Here is a 23,051-nt window from a genome sequence, read left to right as displayed (position 1 = left end):
TTTTGGTTTTTATAATTTTGCATTATTTTTTTTGAATTGAAAGTATTATAACCCACAAAATTTGCGTTTTTTAAATGACTAACTTCAAACTCTTTAATTTCTCTCGCATCCAAAATAATAAATTTTTTTTTTGATTTTAATTCCACAACAGATATGTAAGGAACACTATTTTTATTGAATTTTTTTAAAACTTCAGGAATAGTTTTTTGGGCAAAAACATTCAGCCCTAGAAAAATATATAATATTACTAAAAATGCTTTCATTTGTTTTGTTCTATAATAAAATTATTTAGCTTATAATAGCAGACAAAAAAATAATTATCGGTGTTAGTTAAAAATAGTCATAATAAACTATTCAAAATCATCAATTTGAAAACTTTGAAGAAATTCAATGGCCTTTTCGATATCATAATGCAAAATTCTGTCTTCTGAAACCAAAGGTACTTCTTCTCTAAATGATTTTAAAAACATTTCAATAAAATTACTAGATTGTAGAGGTCTTCTAAATTCAATAGCTTGAGAAGCATTCATCAATTCAATTGCTAAAATGCGTTCTAAATTTTCGACTATTTTTAAGCATTTTGTAGCTGCATTGGCTCCCATACTTACATGATCTTCTTGACCGTTGGAAGATACAATACTATCAATACTTGCTGGAGTTGCCAACTGCTTGTTTTGACTCACGATACTTGCGGCAGTATATTGCGGAATCATAAAACCAGAATTCAATCCAGGATTGCTCACTAAAAATGGCGGTAAATCTCGGAGTCCAGATATTAATTGATAGGTTCTTCTTTCGGAAATGCTTCCCAATTCAGCCACAGCGATACCCAAAAAATCTAAGGTCAAAGCCAATGGTTGCCCGTGAAAATTTCCGCCCGAAATAATGAGATCACTTTCAACAAAAATATTCGGATTGTCGGTAACAGAATTAATTTCGGTTTTAAAAACTTTTGTGGCATAATCAAATACATCTTTGGATGCACCATGAACTTGTGGAATACACCTGAAAGAATACGGGTCTTGAACATGCTTCTTAGGATGAGCCATAATTTGACTATCTTCCAAAAATTCTTTCACACGTTTTGCCGTATTTATCTGACCTTTGTGTGGTCGAACCATGTGAATTAATTCATTGAAAGGTTCCAATCTCCCATCAAAACCTTCAAGTGAAATAGCAGCAATTAAATCGGCAAAATAGGATAGTTTTGATATTTTTATCAATGAAAAAACACCGTAAGCACTCATAAATTGAGTGCCGTTTAATAATGCCAAACCTTCCTTAGATTTTAAAACAATGGGGTTCCAATTGAAATGTTTTAAAACTTCTGAAGAATCTACTTTATTACCATTAAAATAAACTTCTCCTTCACCTAACAATGGCAACGATAAATGTGCTAAAGGAGCCAAATCGCCCGATGCACCTAGCGATCCCATTTCATAAATTATGGGCAGTATATTATGATTGTAAAAATCAATTAAACGTTCTACAGTTTGCAATTGAATTCCTGAATAGCCATAACTTAATGATTGAATTTTAAGGAAAAGCATCAGTTTTACTATTTCCTGAGGCACTTCATTTCCAATACCACAAGCGTGCGATTTCACAAGATTTTCTTGAAGTTTAGATAAATTTTCGTTGGATATCTTGACATTATACAATGATCCAAAACCAGTATTAATGCCGTAAATTGGCGTTTCATTATCCAGCATTTTATGATCCAGATAGTCACGACATTTTTGAATATTTAATTTTACTTCGTCCGAAAGTGCAATTAATTTTCCTTGATTTATGATTTGATTAACATCATCAATTGAAATAACATCGGAAGTAATATAATGCGTATTGTCCATTTTATAATTTTAAAGACTCCAAAAGTGAGCAAACAAATCTTAATAACAAAATATTGAGGTATTATTTATACAATTTAGCTAAAAATATTTGATAAAATTTAGATACTTTTGCAATCATTACAAAGAAAATCATTACTATGAAAAATACTGCGCTAACAAACATTCATGAAAGTTTAGGAGCCAAAATGCTTCCATTTGCTGGATATAATATGCCCATTCTATATGAGGGCGTCAATGCTGAACACGAAACCGTGCGAAATGCAGTTGGTGTTTTTGATGTTTCGCACATGGGAGAATTTTTATTGACTGGCGAAAATGCATTGGCATTAATACAAAAAACCTGCTCGAACGATGCTGCAACTTTAACTATTGGAAAAGCACAATATTCTTGTTTACCTAATGATGACGGCGGAATTGTAGATGATTTAATTATTTACAGAATGAAAGATGATCAATATTTATTGGTTGTCAATGCGTCCAATATTGAAAAAGACTGGAATTGGATTTCTAGCAAAAATGATTTGGGTGTTGAAATGAAAAATCTCTCAGACGATTATTCGTTGCTCGCCATTCAGGGTCCAAAAGCTGTTGAAGCTATGCAATCATTGACTTCTGTACATTTATCAGCCATTCCATATTATCATTTTGTAGTGGCAGATTTTTGCGGATTTCCTTATGTTATTATTTCTGCAACTGGTTATACAGGTTCAGGCGGATTTGAAATTTATTGCAAAAACAGTGAAGTGGAAACCATTTGGAATAAGGTTTTTGAAGCTGGAAAATCATTTGGAATCAAACCAATTGGATTGGCCGCTAGAGACACATTGCGTCTAGAAATGGGCTTTTGTTTGTATGGAAATGATATTAATGATACTACATCGCCACTAGAAGCTGGTTTAGGCTGGATTACAAAATTCAATAAAGATTTTACCAATTCAGAAAATTTAAAAGCCCAAAAAGAAAGCGGCGTTACTAAAAAGTTAGTCGCTTTTGAAATGCAAGAACGTTCGGTTCCGCGTCATGATTACGAAATTGTCGATAAAATAGGAAACGTTATTGGAATTGTAACTTCGGGAACCATGTCGCCAAGTATAAATATAGGAATTGGTTTGGGTTATGTGACTGTTGAAAATAGCAATATCGATAGTGAAATTTTTATTAGAATTAGAAAAAACGATGTATTGGCAAAAGTGGTTAAACTGCCTTTTTATAAGAAATAATTTATTTTTATTTTTATTTTTTTATTTTAATAATTATAAATATATTTGCCGACAAAATAAAACTTTTTATATGAAAAAATTAATTTTAGCCCTTACAGCATCAATGCTTTTAGCTTCTTGTTCAGTAACAGTTCCTGTGAACGCAACTTCAAATTCTGTTGGGAAAAAAATCGGATCATCTAGCACGACGTCTATTTTTGGATTATTTTTTGATGGAGGTGATGCTTCTATTTTAACAGCTGCAAAACAAGGTGGAATTTCAAAAATTTCAACAGTTGATTTCAAATCAACAAACTACTTATTTATTATTGGAAAATTTGAAACTATCGTTTCAGGAGAATAATTTTTAAATTTGTACTAATAAAAAGAGGAATATATTTCCTCTTTTTTTTTCTAAAATATTATGAGAAAACTTTTTTTTATAACCTTGATTTGTATTTTTGTGTCAAATTGTAAATCAAATAATGAAAATACATTAAGATTTGCATATCAAGAAAAATACTTGCTCGATTTAGATGAAAAAAATGTTACATTGAATAAGAACATTACTGATGAATATGAAAAATTTAACGGTTTACCAAACCTAAATATCCCATTGAATAGATACATATTTAGTCCAGATTATAAAATTTTCATTAGCATAGCTATTCAAAATACGCCTTTAGAAATCATTAATGCTTACAAATCAGATCTTACATTAAAAATAATAGAGGTAAAAAATTATAAAAATAATTTAAATATGTTTTGTAAAAAAAATGATGATTTTGCTATCAAATATATATTTACAGAAAGTAAGGAGAAGTTGCCAGTTATTTTAAATGTGGTTAGTAAGGACTCATTATTAATAAAAAAAATGTATGACGAAAATAAAATCATTAAAAAATTGCAGTAAAATAATTATTTTATTTTCCGCTCTAGCTTTTTTGTTGTTGCTAAGTTGCAAGCCATCTATGCGTAACAAAAGTAGTAGCGGCGGTGAAAAATCTTCAAATATTGGTAATTATTATACATCCTATTTTGTAAATGATTCCACAATGTTGTATTTTATCAAACCAATGAAGTTTACAGCTACAAATTCTTCCATTAGTTCGGATTTTACATTTAATAAAATTCATAACAAAACCCAAAATGTAACTATGAATTTTTCGGTCATTACACCAAACAAAATTTCGATAAATTCCATTAAAAAAATTAAATTTAATAATAAAGAAATTGAGGGTTATAAAATTTTATTTAATGAGTCAAATAATAAGAAAAGTGAGATTAGATTCAGCAGTTCTTTAAGTACCGAAGATTTCACAAAATTAGATGAAAATGCTTATTTTGAAATTACAACTATTGATTTACAATCGGTAAATAAACCTACAAAAAAAACATCCAAAGTTTTAAAAAATATTAAAAATCTTATTTCGGATTAATCCAAATGCGATACATATTTTTTAAATACCTATATAAATAAATATATTATGGGAAGAGCATTCGAATTTAGAAAAGGAAGAAAAATGAAACGTTGGTCAGCCATGGCCAAAGCATTTACCCGAATTGGTAAAGATATAGTCATGGCCGTAAAAGAAGGCGGACCAAATCCAGAAGCCAACTCACGATTAAGAGCCGTAATACAAAACTCCAAGGCGGTAAATATGCCAAAAGAAAATGTAGAACGCGCCATTAAAAAAGCAACAGATAAAGATACTGCAAACTACAAAGAAATTCTTTTCGAAGGCTATGCACCACACGGGATTGCGATTTTAATAGAAACCGCTTCCGACAATAATAACAGAACAGTCGCCAACATTCGCAGCTATTTCAATAAATGCAACGGCACGATGGGAACACAAGGTTCTGTCGAATTTATGTTTGATCATACCTGCAATTTCAGAATTCCCGCCAACGGAATGGATCCTGAAGAACTGGAACTGGAATTAATCGATTTTGGTGCCGAAGAAGTTTTCGAAGATGAAGACGGAATATTAATTTATGGTTCTTTCGGCAGTTTTGGTACTATCCAAAAAGAACTGGAAGGCCGCGGAATAGAAATATTATCCTCAGGTTTCGAACGAATTCCACAAATTACCAAAGAGTTAACCGAAGCACAAGTTGCCGATGTCGAAAAACTAATCGAAAAAATCGAAGAAGACGATGACGTGATGAACGTATATCACACGATGCAGGAATAGGTTTAAATTATTTTTGTTTTTTGGGCGTGCCCCTTCAGATTGCTTCGTCGTTCCTCCTCGCAACTTCGGGTCGTGCTGTACGTTCCCGCTTTTTTTATTTTGTCATCCCGAGCGCAGTCGAGGGACAAAATAAAAAAAGAGCTCCACTTCCATCACTCACGCGGTCAGCAATACCAACATCTTTTACTGCAAAATGAATGCTATCGTAGCGAAACTTTTTATAAACATTTCCTCACAAAGCAAAAATTTAACAAAATACGCGGTTTAACCATACCATATACATATTATAAAAATGTATTTTTGTAGGTTAATTACAATTAAACAAAAACTAAACAACTATTACTATGGCTATAAGCACGTCAACCTCTATTCAAATTGAAGGCGAAACACTTCATCGATTTTCAAAGCTAAGCATCATGCAAAGCGTAAATGCACACCATTCGTTTTCTGTATTTCAACCCTTGCCAAAAGAATTTGTAAACCAAGCCATTGAGAAATCTCAAAATTATATCGGGCAAAGTATCAAAATAGAAATAAAACCCAATAACCTGTCGACTGAATCACCTCTTATTTTCTACGGAATTATAACCAATGCCAAATTGGTTCGTGAAAATGGTTCAGCTGGAATGATTCAAATATCTGGTTTTTCGCCGACCATTGCGATGCAGAATCAGCCTAAAAATAAATCCTATTCAAACAAATCATTGTCAGATATTATTCAGGAAATAACAAACCAATTTCCACAAAGAGAGCTTAAACCTACAATAAATCTTAAAGACAATCCTACTTTGTCATATACCGTTCAGTATGGCGAAAGCGACTTTGCTTTTCTGAGCAGAATGGCAAAGAAAAAAGCAGAATGGTTCTACTATAATGGCGAAAACTTAATATTTGGAAAACCACAGTCCAAAACATTCACGCTGGAATATGGCCGTTCGCTTTAGCGATTCGATATCGAAATGAATGCCAAACCACTCAATTTTGAATACACTGGATACGACCCCAGTACTGGCGAGACCCAAAAAGCGAACGCTTCCGAGATAAATTTCCAAACAGATGGCTACACCAAACAAGTTTTTGATTCATCAAAAAAATTGTTTCCTGACCAGTCTAGTACATTATATTCTAATGCAATGCAAGAGGGAAACTCTCGTACCCATTTGGTCGACAGAGTAACCACACAATTGCAAAGTCAAAGTGCCAATTTAATAACTGCCACAGGCATAAGCGATGAAACAGGACTTCGCATTGGCGATGTAGTTTCTATACATGAATCTGCTTTTACCATGACAGGCGACCCACGAGACGGTGTGCAAGAACAGAATTATGGCAGTTATATCATAACCAACATTACACACACTTGTGAAGAAGGCGGACAATATTCCAATACTTTCAATGCCATTCCCGAAAGCGGACAAAGCCCGCCTTATGGCAATGTGCTTTCTATTCCTATTGCCAGCACTCAACCCGCTGTTGTGGTTGACAATAACGACCCAAAGGGATTAGGCAGAATTCAAGTACAAATGGCTTGGCAAAAAAATAATTCAGAAAAAACGCCATGGATTCGCATGACAAACCCGCACGCAGGCGGCGGAAAAGGAATGTATTTTATACCCGAAATTGGTGAAGAAGTTTTGGTGGCTTTCGAAGCTGACAATGCCGAAAAACCTTACGTATTGGGTGCGATGTACAACGGAAATGAAAGTGCTGGGTATAATACCGAAGGCAACGATCAGAAGGTAATACAAACTCGCTCGGGAACCAAAATAATTATGAACGATGCTATTGGTAGCGTATTCATTGAAGACCCAAGTGGAAACACTTGGACAATGGATGGTAAGGGAAATATCCGAGTGAAAGCACCAAAAGACATTATTATTGATGCAGGCGGAAATGTAAGTATCACAGCTGGAATGAATATTTCAACTTCGGCTGGTGTCAATTTAATTGAAAGTGCAGGAGTTGACAAAACCGCCACAATTGGAATGATGAATAATACATTTGTGGGTGGAAATAGTATGGTCAATGTTACAGGAAATGTAATAGAACACATAATTGGTAGTAAAGATTCGAATGTAGAAAAAGACAAGCAAACTATTGTTAACGGAAAAAGCACAATGCAAGTAAGTGACAATCACGAGGTACATTCTCAAAAAGAAATTAAAGCAAATGCAGCTGAAAAATCTAAACTGTTTTAAGCAATGAGTAAAATAACTTACATAGGTGGCGATTATAACGAAAAAATAGGTGGTAGCAACAAAATTTATGCAAAAGAGGGTTATGAAATACACTCTAACAAACAAATTATTCACAACAGTAAAGAGGGATTCAGTTTTGGAAAACCTGAAAGTCCACCAAAAAAAATCGAAAACCAAGATAAAAATTTCCCACTTGGTTGGTGGAGTTCAGATCCTGAAGGAAATGTACCCGTTGAATATGACAGATTATACAACACTGGATATAGAGCGCAACTAGAAGACATTGTATATTTTCAACTTAAAGTAGATAAAAAAGTACCAGTTGGAATACCAATAAAGTTTAAACTTTGGGATTACGATAGCATATTGCTTGATGACAATTTAGACCCTGATGATGACGATTTTGGAAGAGACGGAAAAGAATTATACAAAACGGGTATTGTAAAAGATATAGGAAATGCAGAATTCAACAGAATTACTATAAAACTATACTTGACACCAAATTGGAATACACAATTACAAGATGACAAAGCACCATTTTTAGATTCCTGCTTGGATTTTTACTGGAAATGGGAGTATCAAAATACAATTTGGGATTCAGAAAAGATTATTTTGAGAGTGTATTATAAAAGAAACCTATTTATTAAAGAAGCCTATCCGTCAAAATATACTTTCCCCGAAGTCATAGACAGCAAAACAGGCGACTATATTGTGTTCTTAAAAAATGAAGCAGGCGATGTTGTAGGAAATATAAACAGCAAAGTAGACCATTTTTATGCAGTACGAGTTACCGTTACTGGCAAATACGAATTTAAAGGTCGTAGCAACGAAGTAACCAAAAAATTGTACGAAGAAAAAATAAACCTACACACAGGAAAAAGTAGCAATAAAAAAATATTTGAGGTTAAAGAACTCGTAGCATTTAAAGCAAAAAATAGCGCTACAATAACCAAACTAAAAAACACCACGGTAACCCAAATAAAAAAGAAATTTTCTGATTATTATAATGCTCACGATATAGGGAAATATGGCATTAAAGGTTTGCAAGAAGCTATGGATGTTTTTGGCTATATCGACCTTTTTAATGATGCAAGTGATGCCGTTGCAGGCAAAGGTTTGGCAGCATATGATGCAATAGGTCTTGGTACTGCCACAGCAGAACAAGCCACCAAAGTGGCAATGGCACAAGAAACCAAACTGGGATTAATGACTGCCGAAGAGATTGCAATGATGTCGCTGCCTGAATGGGTTTCACCAGTAACCTTTGGTTTAGCCGTTTTTGAGGAAACAATCACAAAACCTTTTGTGGCTCAAGTAATGCAAGATATCGAGCAAACTATGTTTGAAAAAATGGAAATGGCAAAAAGAGGAGGTGTAGAGTCTGTAGATTTGCTACTCGATTTAGACAATAACGTAGCAGAGTATTACGAGTTAATTTATAATATCCCACAGCAAAAACACGATGAAGTATTTGCAGGAAAAATAAAAACATATTCGGATTTAAAAAAAGATAATGACTTGTATCGTTATAAATATCCAAATGGCAGATCATATACTTATCTTCTTGCTTTGATTGAAACAGATGAAAAAGGAGTGAATGATTATAATATTGATACCATATTTATATAAAAAATGAAAAAGATAAAAAATATTTTGAGTTATATATTTATTTTTATACTGATAATATCTTGTAAAGGTAAAATCACAAGTATAAAACTAAACAATTTAGAAAATAATGGAAACAACAAATGCTATATGCAAAAAATTGGAGAGCATCCCGATTCCATTATTCTTGCAAAAAATTACCCTTGGATTAAAGACCGTATGAATACAATTTTTATTTATATGCCAATTTCGTTCAAATTAGAAAACAAAACAGGTCGAGATTTAAGAATATCAAAAATATGGGATAATTACAGTATTGGACAATACCGGCCTGTTTTTATTAATAATAAATATTATGAAGATATAGAAGGAAAGGCTAGTATTTCTTCTGGAAATAATGCTGATATTACACTATTTGTACATTTACCTGTCTCTATAAATTTGATAGATAAAATATATTATGATAGACTTTATCCAAAGCTTGAAAATTACAAACGAGATTCTATAGTTATAAACAATATTAATTCTCAACTACAAAAAGAGATTAATGTTTTACTAAAAAGGAAACAAATATATATTTCTTATCACGAAAGTAAAAATATAAAAGAAAAAGCTCTAGCATATTATTGCGTTGAAAAACAAAAATTAGGCGTTTTTAGGTCAGATTCTTTAGCAAAACTAAAAACTACTTTTAGATATAATTGCGATTAACTACTCTTATGAATTGTAAAAAAACTCAACCCATAATCTTAATTTCTTCTACTTAAATTGTAAAAAACACTTATGAAACATCTCCTAACAATATTATTATTTTTTCAAATATCTTGTTTCTCTCAAGATAAAGACAGTATCGTATATCAAAAACTTGACACTAAAGATTATTATATTGAGGAAACGCACGATTATTTATCTAAATTTATAATAAGTAAAAAAGTATATGAATCAGGGCACAGAATTGGTACGGAAGATGCTAATCTAAAAAAAGGCAATTATATCTTACATGTCAAAACCTCATATATGAAATTTTCAATTAATGAAAAAGGTAATATAGATGGAAAATTAGATGTTAAAGAAACTCGTAAAAGAAAAACTTTAATATTCAATGCAATAATAAAAAATGGATTATTGCAAAGCAAAAAACTTCTTGACACAATTGGCAATCTAATAAATGAAACCAATCGTTATTACTACAAAGATTCAATTCAAGAAATAAATATTTCTAATACTGGTATAAAAATATCAAAAGTTAAATACCCATCTGGAAAAAGCATAATTAAAAAATATGATAAAGATGGTAAATTTTTAGACAAAACAATTGAAATGTCCGTTCAACCACTGCCCAGATAGAAGTTGTGAAAAATTTATAAAATGTGGATATCAAAATAAAAATTGTTAAATACAGTTAAAGAAATTTAATTTACATCAAAAATATAATTTTAAAAAAATGAATGGAATTTTTTACTTACTTATAAGAATAATTAAAATATTATTTCAAATTATTTCAAGCATCATAATTTTCTTTTTTAATATTCTATTTAAAAATGCAATAAATTCTAAGGAGTTACGAGTTAAAAACCCCGATAGCGCGGATTTGCAATCCGTGCCCACAAAGATTGGTATTTAAAATCTTGAAAAACCCAATATAGTTAGTATATATACACGCACATTGCCTCATGTTTCATTCCATGCCAACAAATATAAAATCTTTACCGCAACCAATTATTATTTTATCACATCAAAATAATTTTAAAACTTCAAAAACAATTTCACAATAATATCATAAAAAGTATTTATTATAGTTAATATTTTATTTATATTTAAACCTTAATCTTAAAATATTTACTATATGGCATCGTCATCAGAAGTAGGACACGCAAAAAACATTGCAAACCTCAATTTATTAAACACCAATATTGTAGCAGTTGGTGCAATTTACAATCCAAGTAATCCAAAATTATTTTTAACCAATCTTCAAAGCATTTACACAAATTCATTTGCAAATCAAAAAAGTGTAAACGAATCGCTTGCCCCATATTCGGTTGCAGTCAATGACAGAGAAATAATTTTTAAACCGCTGAACCGTGAGTTAACAAAACTTCGCAAAGCATACAAAGCAACAGAAGGAGTTACGCAAGTGCAACTAGAAGATTTCATGACAATTGTTCGTAAACTAAAAGGAATTAGAAAAACACCTATCAAAGAATCAACAAATCCAGAAGAAGCACAAGTAAATTACTCAACATCACAAATGAGTTTTGACCAACGCACCAATAATATGGATTTATTAATCTCATTGTTGCAAAATACACCAAATTATAACCCAAACGAAACTGAATACAAAACAGCAACCTATCAGGATAAAAAAGCACAAATGCTTTTAAAAACCCAAGCAGTTGCAGACACATACGTACCACTAAACAATGCAAGAAGTGCAAGAAACAATAGTCTATATTCATCAGATGATAACCTCGTAGATATAGCAAACAAAGCAAAAGATTACTTGTTTACAATCTTAGATGCAAATTCAGCACAATACAAAGCAATCTCAAAAATAAAATTCAAAAAAAGATAACCAAAACAACCTTTGTCCAAATCGAACTAAGCCTTGGCTCAATCGAACAAGGCTTTGGCTCGACAAGAATAGCGCTTGTCTCAATCGAAGTAACCTTTGGCGCAATCGAAACAAGCATAGTCCAAATCGAACTAACCTTTGGCTCAATCGAAGTAACCTTTGGCTCAACAAAACTAGACAACGGTAAGAATAAACCTAACATAACCCGATAGCGAGGATTTTCAATCCGTGCCCACATACATTAATATTTAAAATCTAGATAAATACCAACATTAAACTATTCAAATTTTACCGTACTTTTGTTTCAAAATATTTCCATAAACATTCCCAAATGGCAAGGCTCAAAGAAAACGATTTACCAAAAGCAAAACTTAGCGCAAGTTCTTTAAATAAAGCAATACTTATTTTTAAATATGCCGAACACCATAAATGGAAATTTTATGTCGGATTGGTTTTTCTGTTACTCACAGGCGGAACCGCACTTGCGTTTCCAAAATTAATGGGTATGTTGGTCGATTGTGTCAAAGAAAAAAACCTATCACAAGCCAATAACATCGCTTTAGGATTGGTTGGAATTTTATTTTTACAATCTTTCTTTTCTTTTTTCAGAATTTCACTGTTTGTAAATTATACCGAAAATACATTGGCCAACTTGCGTCTGGCACTTTACACCAATTTGATAAAATTGCCCATGCAATTTTTTACACAAAAAAGTGCAGGCGAGTTAAATAGTCGCATAAGTACCGATATCAATCAAATATCAGACACATTAGCCACCACAATTGCAGAATTTTTACGTCAGTTTATCTTAATTATTGGTAGTTTTATTTTACTTGCCAGTATCAATATGAAATTGACATTAATGATGGTTTCCGTTGTACCACTTGTAGCAGTTGCAGCCGTTTTCTTTGGACGGTTCATCAGAAAATATTCAAAAAATCTGCAAGATCAGGTCGCCGATAGTCAAAGTATTGTGGTAGAATCTCTGCAAGCCATCACAGTAGTAAAAGCATTTGCAAATGAATGGTATGAAATTGCCCGATATAAAAATAAAATTAGTGAAGTAGTTAAAATAGCCATTAAAGGTGGAAATTATCGTGGTTATTTTGCATCATTTATTATCTTTTGTTTGTTCGGAACCATTGTAGCGGTAGTTTGGTACGGCGTAACGTTAAGTATCAATGGAGAAATGACCGTGGGCGATTTAATATCCTTTGTACTGTATTCAACCTACGTTGGCGCATCATCTGGCGGAATTGCCGAATTATATACCCAAATTCAAAAAGCAGTCGGTGCCACCGAAAGAGTGTTTGAATTACTAGGCGAAGAACCAGAAAATATAAATATCAATGATAATGTTATTGATAAAATAAAAGGAGAAGTCATCTTTAAAAATGTGGCTTTCACTTATCCTTCAAGAAAAGAAATACAAGTGCTGAAAAATGTAAATTTTAAAGCTACATTCGGACAAAAAATTGCCATTGTAGGTTCGAGTGGCGCAGGAAAATCAACTATTTCATCACTTATGCTTCGGTTTTATGATATAGAAAGTGGTTCGATTTTAATTGATAATAAGAATATCTATGATTACGATTTAGAAAATCTTCGTGGCAACATGAGTATTGTTCCACAAGATGTGATTTTATTTGGTGGAAGTATCAAAGAAAATATAGCCTACGGAAAACCAAATGCTACCAATGATGAAATTATACTGGCTGCAAAACAAGCAAATGCATTCAATTTTATTGGAGATTTCCCAGAAAAATTTGAAACTTTGGTTGGCGAACGTGGTATAAAATTATCTGGCGGTCAACGACAACGAATTGCGATTGCACGTGCATTGCTAAAAAATCCAAGTATTTTGATTCTTGACGAAGCAACCTCATCGCTGGACAGCGAAAGTGAAAAATTGGTTCAGGAAGCACTTGAAACTTTAATGGAAGGAAGAACTAGCATCATCATTGCCCATAGATTATCAACCATTCGAAATGCAGATCAGATTTTGGTTCTAGACAAAGGCATAATCACAGAACAAGGAACCCACAAAGAACTAATTGAAATAGAAAATGGCATCTATAAAAATTTAAGCAATTTGCAATTTGCTGACTTTTAATCAAAAAAAACTCCAATTTATTGGAGTTTTTTTTTGAATACATTCTATCTACTTTATAAATTCTATTTTTTGAGCTTCTTCGGCGTTTACACTGTCAAAAAAACCTTGTTCATTCATCCACTCATCACTAAATACCTTACTCATATATCGTGAACCGTGATCTGGAAAAATAGCAATAACATTACTATTTTCATCAAATTCTCCCTCTTCTGCATATTGTTTTATGGCTTGCATAACGGCTCCAGAAGTATATCCAACAAAAAGTCCTTCAGTTTTTGCAATGCTTCTGGTCATGTGAGCACTTTCCTCATCAGTGACTTTGACAAATTTGTCTATAATATCAAAATCGGTAGCGCCAGGAATTAAATTTTTTCCCAAACCTTCAATTCTGTAAGGATAAATTTCATCATTATCAAATTCTTTGGTTTCGTGATACTTTTTAATTACTGAACCATAAGCATCAACACCTAAAATTCTAATATTTGGATTTTGCTCTTTTAAAAATTTTGCAGTTCCAGAAAGTGTTCCTCCTGTACCTGTACAAGCCACTAAATGTGTGATTTTCCCTGAAGTTTGTTCCCAAATTTCTGGTCCTGTTGATTTGTAATGTGCTTCAACATTTAACTCATTAAAATATTGATTGATGTATACTGAACCTTTGGTTTCTTCGTGCAAACGTTTGGCTACATTATAATAAGAGCGTTGATCATCCGCAGATACGTGCGCTGGACAAACATATACTTTTGCGCCCATGGTACGCAACATGTCGATCTTGTCTGCAGAAGATTTTGAACTAACAGCAAGAATACAATCGTAGCCTTTTATAATACTTACCATTGCCAAACTAAAACCAGTATTTCCAGAGGTAGTTTCAATAATAGTATCGCCAGGTTTCAAAATACCTTGTTTTTCTGCTTCTTCAATAATATATAATGCAATTCTGTCTTTGGTAGAATGTCCAGGATTAAAAGATTCCACTTTAGCATAAAAATTACCTTTTAAACTTTCGGTAATTTTATTTATTTTAATAAGTGGTGTGTTACCTATTAATTCCAAGACATTATTGTATGCTTTTATTTGTTGTTTCATATAGTTGTAAATCGTGGCAATAAATTTTTTCAAATTTTAAGTACGTATGACACTGCAAATTTATAGAAAATTTTCTAATTATTTTTTAATTCCTTCTAAATCTAACAAAAAACTGAATTCTTTGGCTACTTCTTTTAGTGCTTCGAATCTTCCAGACGCGCCACCGTGGCCGGCATCCATATTTGTATGTAGAAATAATAAATTATTATTGGTTTTTAAAGTGCGCAACTTTGCAACCCATTTTGCTGGTTCCCAATATTGCACTTGCGAATCGTGAAGTCCCGTAGTTACAAGCATATTTGGATATTTTTGTGCTAAAACATTATCATAAGGCGAATATGATTTCATGTAATCATAAGATTCTTTTTCGTTTGGATTTCCCCATTCGTCATATTCTCCAGTGGTTAATGGAATAGAATCGTCGAGCATTGTCGTGATTACGTCTACAAAAGGCACTTGTGCAATGACACCATTGTATAATTCTGGAGCCATATTAACAACTGCACCCATTAATAATCCACCAGCAGAACCACCTTCTGCGTACAAATGATTGGCAGATGTATACTTTTCAGCAATTAAAAACTTAGAACAATCAACAAAATCTGTAAATGTATTTTTCTTTTTTAGTAATTTTCCGTTTTCATACCAAGGGCGACCCAAATCTTCGCCTCCGCGAATGTGCGCGATTGCGAAAATAAAACCCCTGTCAAGCAAACTTAATCTTGAGGACGAAAATGTACAATCCATAGAATAACCATATGAACCATAAGCATACTGCAACAATGGATTTTTGCCGTTAAGCTTCACTCCTACTTTATATATAAGAGAAATGGGAACTTTTGTTCCGTCTTTAGCTGTTGCCCAAACTCTTTTTTCTTCGTAATTATTCTTGTCAAATTTTCCACCCAAAACTTGTTGTTCTTTCTTGACTTCTTTGGTTTTGGTTTTCATATTAAAATCGATAACCGAAGAAGGCGTTGTCAATGATTGATAGCCATAACGTAGCACATCTGTATCAAAATCGACATTTGTAGAAGTAAAAGCTGAATAAGTTTCGCTGTCAAAAGGCAAATAATATTCGTCTTTTCCAGACCATGGCATGATTCGAAGTTTTGTTAATCCATTTTCACGTTCTTCAACAACCAGAAAATCTTTAAAAATTTCAATATCTTCCAATAAAACATTTTCACGATGCGCAATTATATCTTTCCAATTTTCTTTTGAAGTATCATTTTCAGGTGTTTTCATCAATTTAAAGTTGGTCGCTTTGTCTTTATTGGTCATTACATAAAAACTGTCCCCAAAATGCGAAATACTATATTCTAAGCCACGAACCCGAGGTTGAAAAATTTTAAAATCTTCATCGGGTGTGTCTGCATTTAATATTTGATATTCAGATGTTAAAGTACTTCCTGACCCAATAACCAAATATTTTTTTGATTTTTCTTTGTAAACAGATGTATTGAAAGTATCGTCTTTTTCATGAAAAACCATTACATCTTTAGAAGTATCTGAACCTAATTTGTGTTTGAATATTTTATCAGAACGCAATGTTTTGGCATCTTGATGAGTGTAAAAAATAGTTTTATTATCGTTTGCCCAAGTAGAACCACCATCGGCATTTTCAATTTTATCCGAAAGAATTTCTCCAGTTTCTAGATTTTTAATTTGGATGGTATAGATTCTTCTACTCACCAAGTCCACTGCAAAGGTTGCATATTTATTGTCTGGACTGACACTCAAACCAGTCAATTGAAAATAGGAATGTCCTTTTGCCATTTCGTTGCAGTTGAACATAATTTCTTCTCTGGCTTCTAAACTTTCTTTTTTTCGTGAATAAATGGGATAATCTTGTCCTTTTTCAAAACGGGTAATATAGAAATAACCATTGTATAAATAAGGAACAGATTGGTCATCTTCCTTTACTCTAGATTTCATTTCTTCAAAAAGTGACTTCTGAAAATCTTTTGTATCCGCAGTCATTTGATTGTAATAGTCGTTTTCTTTATTCAAATAATCAATTACTTCGGGATTTTCTCGATCATTCAACCAATAATAATTATCGGTTCTAATGTCCTTATGTTTTTCTAATGTATGCGGTTTTATGGTTGCTATTGGTGCTATTAATTTCTTTGACATTTTTTGAGCTTGAATTTTATTATTTGAAAGTGCAAAAATAGCACAAAGAACACTGATTTGAAGAAAGTTTTTCATTTAAAATAAAGAATGATTTATAGTTTGCAATTTACTAATTTTACATCTTAAATAAAATAAATTATGGATTTAATGGCAATGATGGGTAAAATGAAAGAAACCCAACAAAAAATAGAAGACACAAAAAAACGATTGAATACTGTTTTTATTGATGAACAAAGCATTGATGGATTATTTAAAGTTTCCATTTCAGCAAATAATGCTATAAAAAATGTGACAATTGACGATGCATTATTGGAAGATAAAGAACAATTGGAAGATTATATCGTAACTGTAATAAACAAAGCTATTGAAAAAGCTATGAAAGAAAATCAAACTCAATTGGATGAAGTGACCAAACTCGACCTACCAATGATTCCAGGGATGGATGACATGTTCAAATAGTATAAGTAAAACCAAAAAAAAGTCTTTCAGATTTTGAAAGACTTTTTTAAACCAACCAAAAAAAACCATTTTTTATCTTAGTACAAAACTTGTTTTGAGAGCCAATTTGTCTTTATCAAATACACTAACAATATAGTTGCCTTTAGGCAAATTTTCCAATTCAAGATCTGAACTAACTTCTAAATTTTCGTTTTCATATTTAAATTTTGATGCATAGCTGTAATCCAAAACCATAGATCCGAATTTTTTGGATAATTTGTCGCCAATAACATTATTATTACCATCAATTATTTGAACATAATAATCTTTTTCGCATGCCGAGGTAAGTTTATTGCCTAAAACAGTAAAACTTATTTTTAAAATATTAACCTTACTTGCTTTATCTGTAATTATTGATCCCGAGCGACCTTGCTTTAATGTTTGAGTTTTAAGACTAACCAATGATACTTTTGAACTTTTTTTAATTATTTTGTTCATGTCCGATGCCACTTCCATTAATTTTTCATTTTTTTCTACCGCAGTTTGCAAAACATAAGCAGTACTATCTTGTTTCATTTTTAATGATTCATATTTTTGTACCAATTCAAGTTTGTCTTTTTTTAATATTCCAATTTGAATTTTAAGAGACTTAACCTCTTTTTTAAACTTCTCAAGCTCCACCAATGAAATTTTTGACTGATTGACTTCATCAATTAGATTTGATATTTTTTGTTGTTCAACCATCAACTCACTTTTTATAGAAGAGTTTTCGTTAATAACAACATCCAATGAATCTTTGGATTTTGTCAAATTGCTTATCATTAACTGTTTTTCTTTGTTAAGTAATTCTTCGTTTTTAGAAAAATTTATATATGATAATACCGAATAAGCTACAGTTACCGTTAATAAAATAGCTAACACTAAAGCGGTAATTTTAAATGCAGGTTTTTTATTATTTATATTCATAAGATTATTTTTTAACATTTGGGATGGTTTAACAATTCAAAAGTATACACTGAATACTCAAAAAAAAAATATAAATGATATTATTTTCTGGGAAACCCTTGATTTCATTACATTTATAAAATCACATCACTAAAATTAGTTACTTAAAAAACCTAAAATATGGTATAAAAACAAAAATGCTTTTCATTTTTCTGAAAAGCATTTAAATAAAATTTGTTATTTTTTAAAGTATTACCTTAAACTAATACTTGTTTTTACCAATAATTCTCCTTTGTCATATATATTAACTAGATATGTTCCAGAAGTTAAGTTTTCCACTTTCAATTCTTTTGTCATTTGTAACGTTTGATTTTCAAAATTAATAGCAGAGACGAAACTATATGTTAATGATTTATCTCCAAAGTTTTCAATTTTCATATCGCCCAATACATTGTTATTATTATCGACAACTTGGACAAAATAATTTTTAGTTATTGGTTTTGAAACTAAATTTTCTGCAATAGTGTAACTTATTTTAAGAATATCTGTTTTACGTGCTTTGTCTGTAGCAACAAGTTTTCCCGAATTTTTCTTTGCAAAGCTTTCTACCAATAAATTTAAAACCGTTAGTTTCGAAGCTTTTTCCAAAGTTTCGGCCATTTTATAGTTTTTATCTTGAAGATTATCAAAACTCTTTTTGGCTTCATCAAGAATAACTACAGCATTATCTCTTTCTTGTGTTAAAATTCTGTTTTGATCTTTAAGTTCTTTCACTTCCTTCAATAAACTACTGACTTTATTTTTTAAGTTGATAGCGTCATTTTTGTATTTCATAGCTGAAATAGCATCAATATCGGAATTTTGAAAATCTTTGATTAATTTTTCAACTCTGTCTCGTTCGTTTATTAATTCTATTGATAGTATAGAATTTGAAGCAATTGCGCCGTCGAGAGAATCTTTAGAGATTGCCAAGTCTTTAAGTACGGCATCTTTCTCACTAATTAAAACTTTTTCAATTTCATTAGAATCTTTAATAACATTATAAGTGTAGGCTAAGCTTCCAAGCAATAAAACTACTAAGAAAGCTATGACTATTTTAAAACCAATGTTGCTTCTGTATTGTTCTGCCATCTTTGTATTTTAGGTTAAATTTATTTTTGTTTGGGGGATTTTTTAACTTTCAATATCATAAATTTGAACAAAAATAGTACTTTTGGTTGATAATCAATAAAAAAAATGAATAATCTAATACGTTTTAAACAGTCTGACCTTGCCCGAATAACAAATTTCAGAAACGGAGAAGTTAAATTTGGTGAGAAAATGACTATAATTCCTATTGATGATGACGTAACGGAATTTATTACAAATTCAGAATCAAAATATGTATTATTAGGTATACCAGAAGATGTTGGCATAAGAGCAAATCTTGGTAGAGCTGGTGCCAATACGGCTTGGGAAAGTGCAATTGAAAGTATTGCAAATATTCAGCATAATAGATTTTGCAAAGGAAGTGCTATAATTATTCTAGGACAAGTGGATGTTTTTCAAGAAATGGAAGAAGCCAAAAAAATGGATCAAAACAATCCTGAAGAGAGAAAACAACTTTTTAAAATAGTGGAACAAATTGATAAAGAAGTATCCCATATTATTTTTTCAATTGTAAAATTGGGGAAAATTCCCATAATAATTGGTGGAGGACATAACAATGCCTATGGAAATATCAAAGGTACAGCACTAGCAAAAGGCAAGGCAATCAACGTTATAAATTTTGATGCGCATTCAGATTTTAGAATTTTGGAAGGCAGACATAGTGGCAACGGATTTTCCTATACTTATGAAGAAGGTTTTTTGAAAAAATATTTTATTTTCGGTTTACACGAAAGTTATACTTCAAAAAGTGTTTTAGATACAATCAAAAATCTTGAAGATAGAATAAGATACAATACCTATGATGAAATTAAAATACGAAATCAAAAAAATTTCGCCCAAGAAATGTATCAATCTTTGGAGTTTATCAAAAATGATTCTTATGGAATAGAAATTGATTTGGATGCTATTCCAAACATCGCTTCAAGTGCAATGACAATGAGTGGGTTTTCAGTTGAAGAACTCAGACAATTTATATATTTTTTTGGTAAAAACCAAAATGCAAGTTATTTGCATATTTGCGAAGGTGCTCCATCCCTTGGTGAAGAAAAAAACAACCACTTGATTGGAAAACTTATCGGCTATTTAATTACCGACTTTATAAAAGGAAATTCTCAAATTTGATGACTAGTTTTATTAACGAACAAACAAATAACCAAATAACCAAATAAACGAATAATCAAATAACTATCTTTGCCAAAAATTACAAGATATGTTATTCGAAGATTTATCGTTATCAAAAAGTATACAAAGGGCTGTTTTTGAAGAAGGATACACAAGCCCTACTCCTATTCAGGAACAAGCCATTCCCATTATATTATCAGGTCAAGATTTAATAGGTTGCGCACAAACTGGAACAGGAAAAACAGCCGCTTTTGCCATTCCAATCATCCACCAACTTCATAGAATTGTAGGTTCTACCAAAAAAGAAAAAGTTATTCGTACTCTAATAGTTACACCTACACGTGAGCTTGCCGTTCAAATTGGCGAAAGCTTTGAAACTTATGGAAAATTTACCAACTTAACACAACTTACCATATTTGGCGGTGTTTCGCAAAATCCACAAGTTGATACTCTGAAAAAAGGCATCGATATTTTGGTAGCAACACCTGGAAGACTACTAGATTTACACAAACAAGGTTTTATAAATTTGGATCATTTACACCATTTGGTACTTGACGAAGCAGACCAAATGCTAGATATGGGTTTTATAAACGATGTAAAAAAAATCGTGAAGTTAACACCAAACAACAGACAAACATTACTTTTTTCGGCAACAATGCCAATTGCCATTCGTGAATTGGCAGAAATGTTTTTAACGGATCCAGCAACAGTTCAGGTTTCTCCAGTATCGTCAACAATTGACACAGTTGACCAACGTATTTATTTTGTGGATAAAGCAGACAAGCGTCAATTATTATATCATATTATTAAAGAAGAAAAACTAAGCAATATTTTGGTTTTTTCAAGAACCAAACATGGCGCAGATAATGTGGCAAAAGCATTAAAAAAGCAAGGTTTAAATGCTGAAGCCATTCATGGCGATAAATCTCAAAATGCCCGCCAAAGAGCATTGGATAATTTTAAAAACAAAGCTTGCGATATTTTGGTAGCTACAGATATTGCAGCACGAGGAATTGACATTGAACTTTTGCCTTATGTTATCAATTTCGATTTGCCAAATATTCCAGAAACATATGTACACCGAATAGGAAGAACAGGTCGTGCGGGTCGTGGCGGAGTAGCTATTTCTTTTTGTGGAAAAGATGAAGAAGGTTACTGGAAAGATATCATTAAGCTGACCAAAGCAAAAGTGACTACAATAACTGAGCATCCATTTCCTTGGAAAAGTGGTTCAGAAGCTCCGAAGGCAGAAAATAATTCTAATAGAAGTGCTGGAAGAGATAAATCTAGAAAATCTGATCAATCGAAAAAGAATAAAAAACGTTGGTATTAATTTATTAAACAAAAAAAATGCCCTGGTTGGGGAACTAGGACATTTTTTAACAATTAAATAAACAACTAAAAAACTATTTTGACTTAAATTCTATAACTTTAGAATATTAAGATTGAAATTTTATGAATGAATAAAAACTAATATTATGTTCTTATTACATAACAATAGTACAACATATTTCGATTAACTACAAAATAAATTCGATGAAATGTGCAAAATAATTGCAATTATAAAAAAAAGATTACAATTAAGGCGATAATCTTTCCATTTTCCAATTAAAATCATTATTTATTTCAAACCTAATTCTATCATGAAGACGATTTGGTCTACCTTGCCAAAATTCAATTTCCAAAGGTTTTACTATAAAACCTCCCCAATTTTGAGGACGAGGAAGTTCTTTATCCTTAAATTCAATTTCCAAATTGGTTAATTTTTGTTCCAAAATAGCTCTTGACGCTATAATTTCACTTTGATTGGAAACTACCGCACCAAGCTGACTGCCTTTTGGTCTTGAGGCAAAATAAGCATCTGAAATTTCGGGTTTCACTTTTGCAGCAATTCCTTTAATAATGATTTGACGTTCCAATGAATGCCAAAAAAAAGAGAGGCAAATATTTGGATTATTCTTAATAGCTTTTCCTTTTTCTGAATTGTAGTTGGTATAAAAAACAAATCCTGCTTCGCTATATTGCTTCAACAGAACCACTCTCGATTTTGGAAAACCATCCAAACCAATAGTAGCAACCGTCATAGCATTGATTTCTTCTATAGTATTTGAATTTTCGGCTTCTTGAAACCAATGGTGAAATAATTCCATTGGATTGCTAGAAATTGAATCTTCCAATAATTCACTTTTCTCGTAAGATTTTCTGTAGGCGTTTAAGTCTTTCATTAAATATATTGTTTTAGTAGAACTACAAAGTTAATTGATTTTTAATTTTATCTAATTTAAAATAATATTAATTGTATCTCGGTTTATTTACCACAATTTTAAATAAATCGTTATATTTGATAAAAAATGACAATTTTAAAATTTGCTGAACACTTTCCAGATGAAGAATCTTGTAAGTTGTATTATAAGAAAGTTAGAGAAAAACA

21 protein-coding genes and 1 pseudogene are annotated in these 23,051 nt (G+C 31.6%); 15 read left to right on the top strand and 7 right to left on the bottom strand.

The genetic code is table 11. From position 1 onward, the window contains the following. Positions 1-263, bottom strand: a pseudogene (locus RMN92_RS08515) (rhodanese-like domain-containing protein); the annotation flags it as partial. 87 nt (positions 264-350) lie between these two features. Beyond that, positions 351-1,853, bottom strand: coding sequence for a histidine ammonia-lyase (hutH, locus tag RMN92_RS08510; RefSeq protein WP_309609044.1), 1,503 nt, complete (start codon positions 1,851-1,853; stop codon positions 351-353). Between the two features lie 137 nt (positions 1,854-1,990). Between hutH and gcvT the strand changes: the two genes are divergently transcribed. The 12 genes from gcvT to RMN92_RS08450 all read left to right on the top strand — a co-directional run bounded on the left by gcvT (position 1,991) and on the right by RMN92_RS08450 (position 13,738). Then, positions 1,991-3,073, top strand: coding sequence for a glycine cleavage system aminomethyltransferase GcvT (gcvT, locus tag RMN92_RS08505; RefSeq protein ID WP_309609043.1), 1,083 nt, complete (start codon positions 1,991-1,993; stop codon positions 3,071-3,073). A 70-nt stretch (positions 3,074-3,143) separates the two neighbouring features. Then, entirely contained in the window at positions 3,144-3,416 is a 273-nt protein-coding gene (locus RMN92_RS08500; RefSeq protein ID WP_309609042.1) for a TRL-like family protein, read from the top strand. Between the two features lie 60 nt (positions 3,417-3,476). After that, positions 3,477-3,965, top strand: coding sequence for a hypothetical protein (locus RMN92_RS08495; RefSeq protein WP_309609041.1), 489 nt, complete (start codon positions 3,477-3,479; stop codon positions 3,963-3,965). Positions 3,966-4,023: 58 nt separating this feature from the next. Then, complete coding sequence (locus RMN92_RS08490) at positions 4,024-4,491, top strand: hypothetical protein (protein ID WP_309609040.1); 468 nt, start codon at positions 4,024-4,026, stop codon at positions 4,489-4,491. A gap of 48 nt (positions 4,492-4,539) precedes the next feature. Next, complete coding sequence (locus tag RMN92_RS08485; RefSeq protein WP_309609039.1) at positions 4,540-5,250, top strand: YebC/PmpR family DNA-binding transcriptional regulator; 711 nt, start codon at positions 4,540-4,542, stop codon at positions 5,248-5,250. Positions 5,251-5,594: 344 nt separating this feature from the next. Then, positions 5,595-6,194: a contractile injection system protein, VgrG/Pvc8 family gene (locus RMN92_RS08480; RefSeq protein WP_309609038.1), complete on the top strand. Its 600-nt coding sequence runs from the start codon at positions 5,595-5,597 to the stop codon at positions 6,192-6,194. A gap of 15 nt (positions 6,195-6,209) precedes the next feature. Further along, on the top strand, positions 6,210-7,448 hold the full coding sequence (locus RMN92_RS08475) for a phage baseplate assembly protein V (RefSeq protein WP_309609037.1): 1,239 nt from the start codon (positions 6,210-6,212) through the stop codon (positions 7,446-7,448). A gap of 3 nt (positions 7,449-7,451) precedes the next feature. Next, positions 7,452-9,077, top strand: coding sequence for a hypothetical protein (locus RMN92_RS08470; protein WP_309609036.1), 1,626 nt, complete (start codon positions 7,452-7,454; stop codon positions 9,075-9,077). Positions 9,078-9,080: 3 nt separating this feature from the next. Continuing rightward, positions 9,081-9,764, top strand: coding sequence for a hypothetical protein (locus RMN92_RS08465; RefSeq protein WP_309609035.1), 684 nt, complete (start codon positions 9,081-9,083; stop codon positions 9,762-9,764). A 72-nt stretch (positions 9,765-9,836) separates the two neighbouring features. Beyond that, the gene (locus tag RMN92_RS08460) at positions 9,837-10,400 is read left to right on the top strand and encodes a hypothetical protein (protein ID WP_309609034.1); all 564 of its coding nucleotides are present in this window, start codon (positions 9,837-9,839) and stop codon (positions 10,398-10,400) included. 499 nt (positions 10,401-10,899) lie between these two features. Beyond that, positions 10,900-11,625, top strand: coding sequence for a hypothetical protein (locus tag RMN92_RS08455; protein ID WP_309609033.1), 726 nt, complete (start codon positions 10,900-10,902; stop codon positions 11,623-11,625). A 331-nt stretch (positions 11,626-11,956) separates the two neighbouring features. Continuing rightward, complete coding sequence (locus tag RMN92_RS08450; protein WP_309609032.1) at positions 11,957-13,738, top strand: ABC transporter transmembrane domain-containing protein; 1,782 nt, start codon at positions 11,957-11,959, stop codon at positions 13,736-13,738. 48 nt (positions 13,739-13,786) lie between these two features. Here RMN92_RS08450 and RMN92_RS08445 read toward each other — a convergent pair whose 3' ends face one another. Together RMN92_RS08445 and RMN92_RS08440 are read right to left on the bottom strand one after the other, a co-directional pair. Next, positions 13,787-14,827, bottom strand: coding sequence for a cysteine synthase family protein (locus tag RMN92_RS08445; RefSeq protein WP_309609046.1), 1,041 nt, complete (start codon positions 14,825-14,827; stop codon positions 13,787-13,789). A 78-nt stretch (positions 14,828-14,905) separates the two neighbouring features. Continuing rightward, positions 14,906-16,966 carry a S9 family peptidase gene (locus RMN92_RS08440; protein WP_309609031.1) on the bottom strand — a complete coding sequence of 687 codons (2,061 nt, stop codon included), beginning with the start codon at positions 16,964-16,966 and terminating at the stop codon, positions 14,906-14,908. 138 nt (positions 16,967-17,104) lie between these two features. Between RMN92_RS08440 and RMN92_RS08435 the strand changes: the two genes are divergently transcribed. Beyond that, entirely contained in the window at positions 17,105-17,425 is a 321-nt protein-coding gene (locus RMN92_RS08435; protein ID WP_309609030.1) for a YbaB/EbfC family nucleoid-associated protein, read from the top strand. Between the two features lie 72 nt (positions 17,426-17,497). Here RMN92_RS08435 and RMN92_RS08430 read toward each other — a convergent pair whose 3' ends face one another. Then, positions 17,498-18,370, bottom strand: a complete 873-nt coding sequence (locus RMN92_RS08430; protein WP_309609029.1) for a hypothetical protein — start codon at positions 18,368-18,370, stop codon at positions 17,498-17,500. Positions 18,371-18,601: 231 nt separating this feature from the next. After that, positions 18,602-19,480, bottom strand: coding sequence for a hypothetical protein (locus tag RMN92_RS08425; protein WP_309609028.1), 879 nt, complete (start codon positions 19,478-19,480; stop codon positions 18,602-18,604). 105 nt (positions 19,481-19,585) lie between these two features. On the opposite strand from RMN92_RS08425, the gene RMN92_RS08420 reads away from it, so the two are divergent. Together RMN92_RS08420 and RMN92_RS08415 are read left to right on the top strand one after the other, a co-directional pair. Beyond that, a complete protein-coding gene (locus tag RMN92_RS08420) occupies positions 19,586-20,620 on the top strand; it encodes a formimidoylglutamase (RefSeq protein WP_309609027.1) in 1,035 nt (344 codons plus the stop codon). 88 nt (positions 20,621-20,708) lie between these two features. Next, complete coding sequence (locus RMN92_RS08415) at positions 20,709-21,953, top strand: DEAD/DEAH box helicase (protein WP_309609026.1); 1,245 nt, start codon at positions 20,709-20,711, stop codon at positions 21,951-21,953. 247 nt (positions 21,954-22,200) lie between these two features. Here the strand turns inward: RMN92_RS08415 and pdxH are convergent, their stop codons facing one another. After that, the gene (pdxH, locus tag RMN92_RS08410; protein WP_309609025.1) at positions 22,201-22,845 is read right to left on the bottom strand and encodes a pyridoxamine 5'-phosphate oxidase; all 645 of its coding nucleotides are present in this window, start codon (positions 22,843-22,845) and stop codon (positions 22,201-22,203) included. Between the last annotated feature and the right edge of the window lie 206 nt (positions 22,846-23,051).

This window comes from Flavobacterium sp., from assembly GCF_031363805.1.
Classification (GTDB): domain Bacteria; phylum Bacteroidota; class Bacteroidia; order Flavobacteriales; family Flavobacteriaceae; genus Flavobacterium.
This window is presented reverse-complemented; position numbering and strand designations above follow the sequence as displayed.

What these genes read in the sequence shown, in the direction of transcription:
- hutH (WP_309609044.1), bottom strand. Translation starts at nt 1,853, where the DNA reads ATGGACAATACGCATTATATTACTTCCGATGTTATTTCAATTGATGAT.
- gcvT (WP_309609043.1), top strand. Translation starts at nt 1,991, where the DNA reads ATGAAAAATACTGCGCTAACAAACATTCATGAAAGTTTAGGAGCCAAA.
- RMN92_RS08500 (WP_309609042.1), top strand. Translation starts at nt 3,144, where the DNA reads ATGAAAAAATTAATTTTAGCCCTTACAGCATCAATGCTTTTAGCTTCT.
- RMN92_RS08495 (WP_309609041.1), top strand. Translation starts at nt 3,477, where the DNA reads ATGAGAAAACTTTTTTTTATAACCTTGATTTGTATTTTTGTGTCAAAT.
- RMN92_RS08490 (WP_309609040.1), top strand. Translation starts at nt 4,024, where the DNA reads ATGCGTAACAAAAGTAGTAGCGGCGGTGAAAAATCTTCAAATATTGGT.
- RMN92_RS08485 (WP_309609039.1), top strand. Translation starts at nt 4,540, where the DNA reads ATGGGAAGAGCATTCGAATTTAGAAAAGGAAGAAAAATGAAACGTTGG.
- RMN92_RS08480 (WP_309609038.1), top strand. Translation starts at nt 5,595, where the DNA reads ATGGCTATAAGCACGTCAACCTCTATTCAAATTGAAGGCGAAACACTT.
- RMN92_RS08475 (WP_309609037.1), top strand. Translation starts at nt 6,210, where the DNA reads ATGAATGCCAAACCACTCAATTTTGAATACACTGGATACGACCCCAGT.
- RMN92_RS08470 (WP_309609036.1), top strand. Translation starts at nt 7,452, where the DNA reads ATGAGTAAAATAACTTACATAGGTGGCGATTATAACGAAAAAATAGGT.
- RMN92_RS08465 (WP_309609035.1), top strand. Translation starts at nt 9,081, where the DNA reads ATGAAAAAGATAAAAAATATTTTGAGTTATATATTTATTTTTATACTG.
- RMN92_RS08460 (WP_309609034.1), top strand. Translation starts at nt 9,837, where the DNA reads ATGAAACATCTCCTAACAATATTATTATTTTTTCAAATATCTTGTTTC.
- RMN92_RS08455 (WP_309609033.1), top strand. Translation starts at nt 10,900, where the DNA reads ATGGCATCGTCATCAGAAGTAGGACACGCAAAAAACATTGCAAACCTC.
- RMN92_RS08450 (WP_309609032.1), top strand. Translation starts at nt 11,957, where the DNA reads ATGGCAAGGCTCAAAGAAAACGATTTACCAAAAGCAAAACTTAGCGCA.
- RMN92_RS08445 (WP_309609046.1), bottom strand. Translation starts at nt 14,827, where the DNA reads ATGAAACAACAAATAAAAGCATACAATAATGTCTTGGAATTAATAGGT.
- RMN92_RS08440 (WP_309609031.1), bottom strand. Translation starts at nt 16,966, where the DNA reads ATGTCAAAGAAATTAATAGCACCAATAGCAACCATAAAACCGCATACA.
- RMN92_RS08435 (WP_309609030.1), top strand. Translation starts at nt 17,105, where the DNA reads ATGGATTTAATGGCAATGATGGGTAAAATGAAAGAAACCCAACAAAAA.
- RMN92_RS08430 (WP_309609029.1), bottom strand. Translation starts at nt 18,370, where the DNA reads ATGAATATAAATAATAAAAAACCTGCATTTAAAATTACCGCTTTAGTG.
- RMN92_RS08425 (WP_309609028.1), bottom strand. Translation starts at nt 19,480, where the DNA reads ATGGCAGAACAATACAGAAGCAACATTGGTTTTAAAATAGTCATAGCT.
- RMN92_RS08420 (WP_309609027.1), top strand. Translation starts at nt 19,586, where the DNA reads ATGAATAATCTAATACGTTTTAAACAGTCTGACCTTGCCCGAATAACA.
- RMN92_RS08415 (WP_309609026.1), top strand. Translation starts at nt 20,709, where the DNA reads ATGTTATTCGAAGATTTATCGTTATCAAAAAGTATACAAAGGGCTGTT.
- pdxH (WP_309609025.1), bottom strand. Translation starts at nt 22,845, where the DNA reads ATGAAAGACTTAAACGCCTACAGAAAATCTTACGAGAAAAGTGAATTA.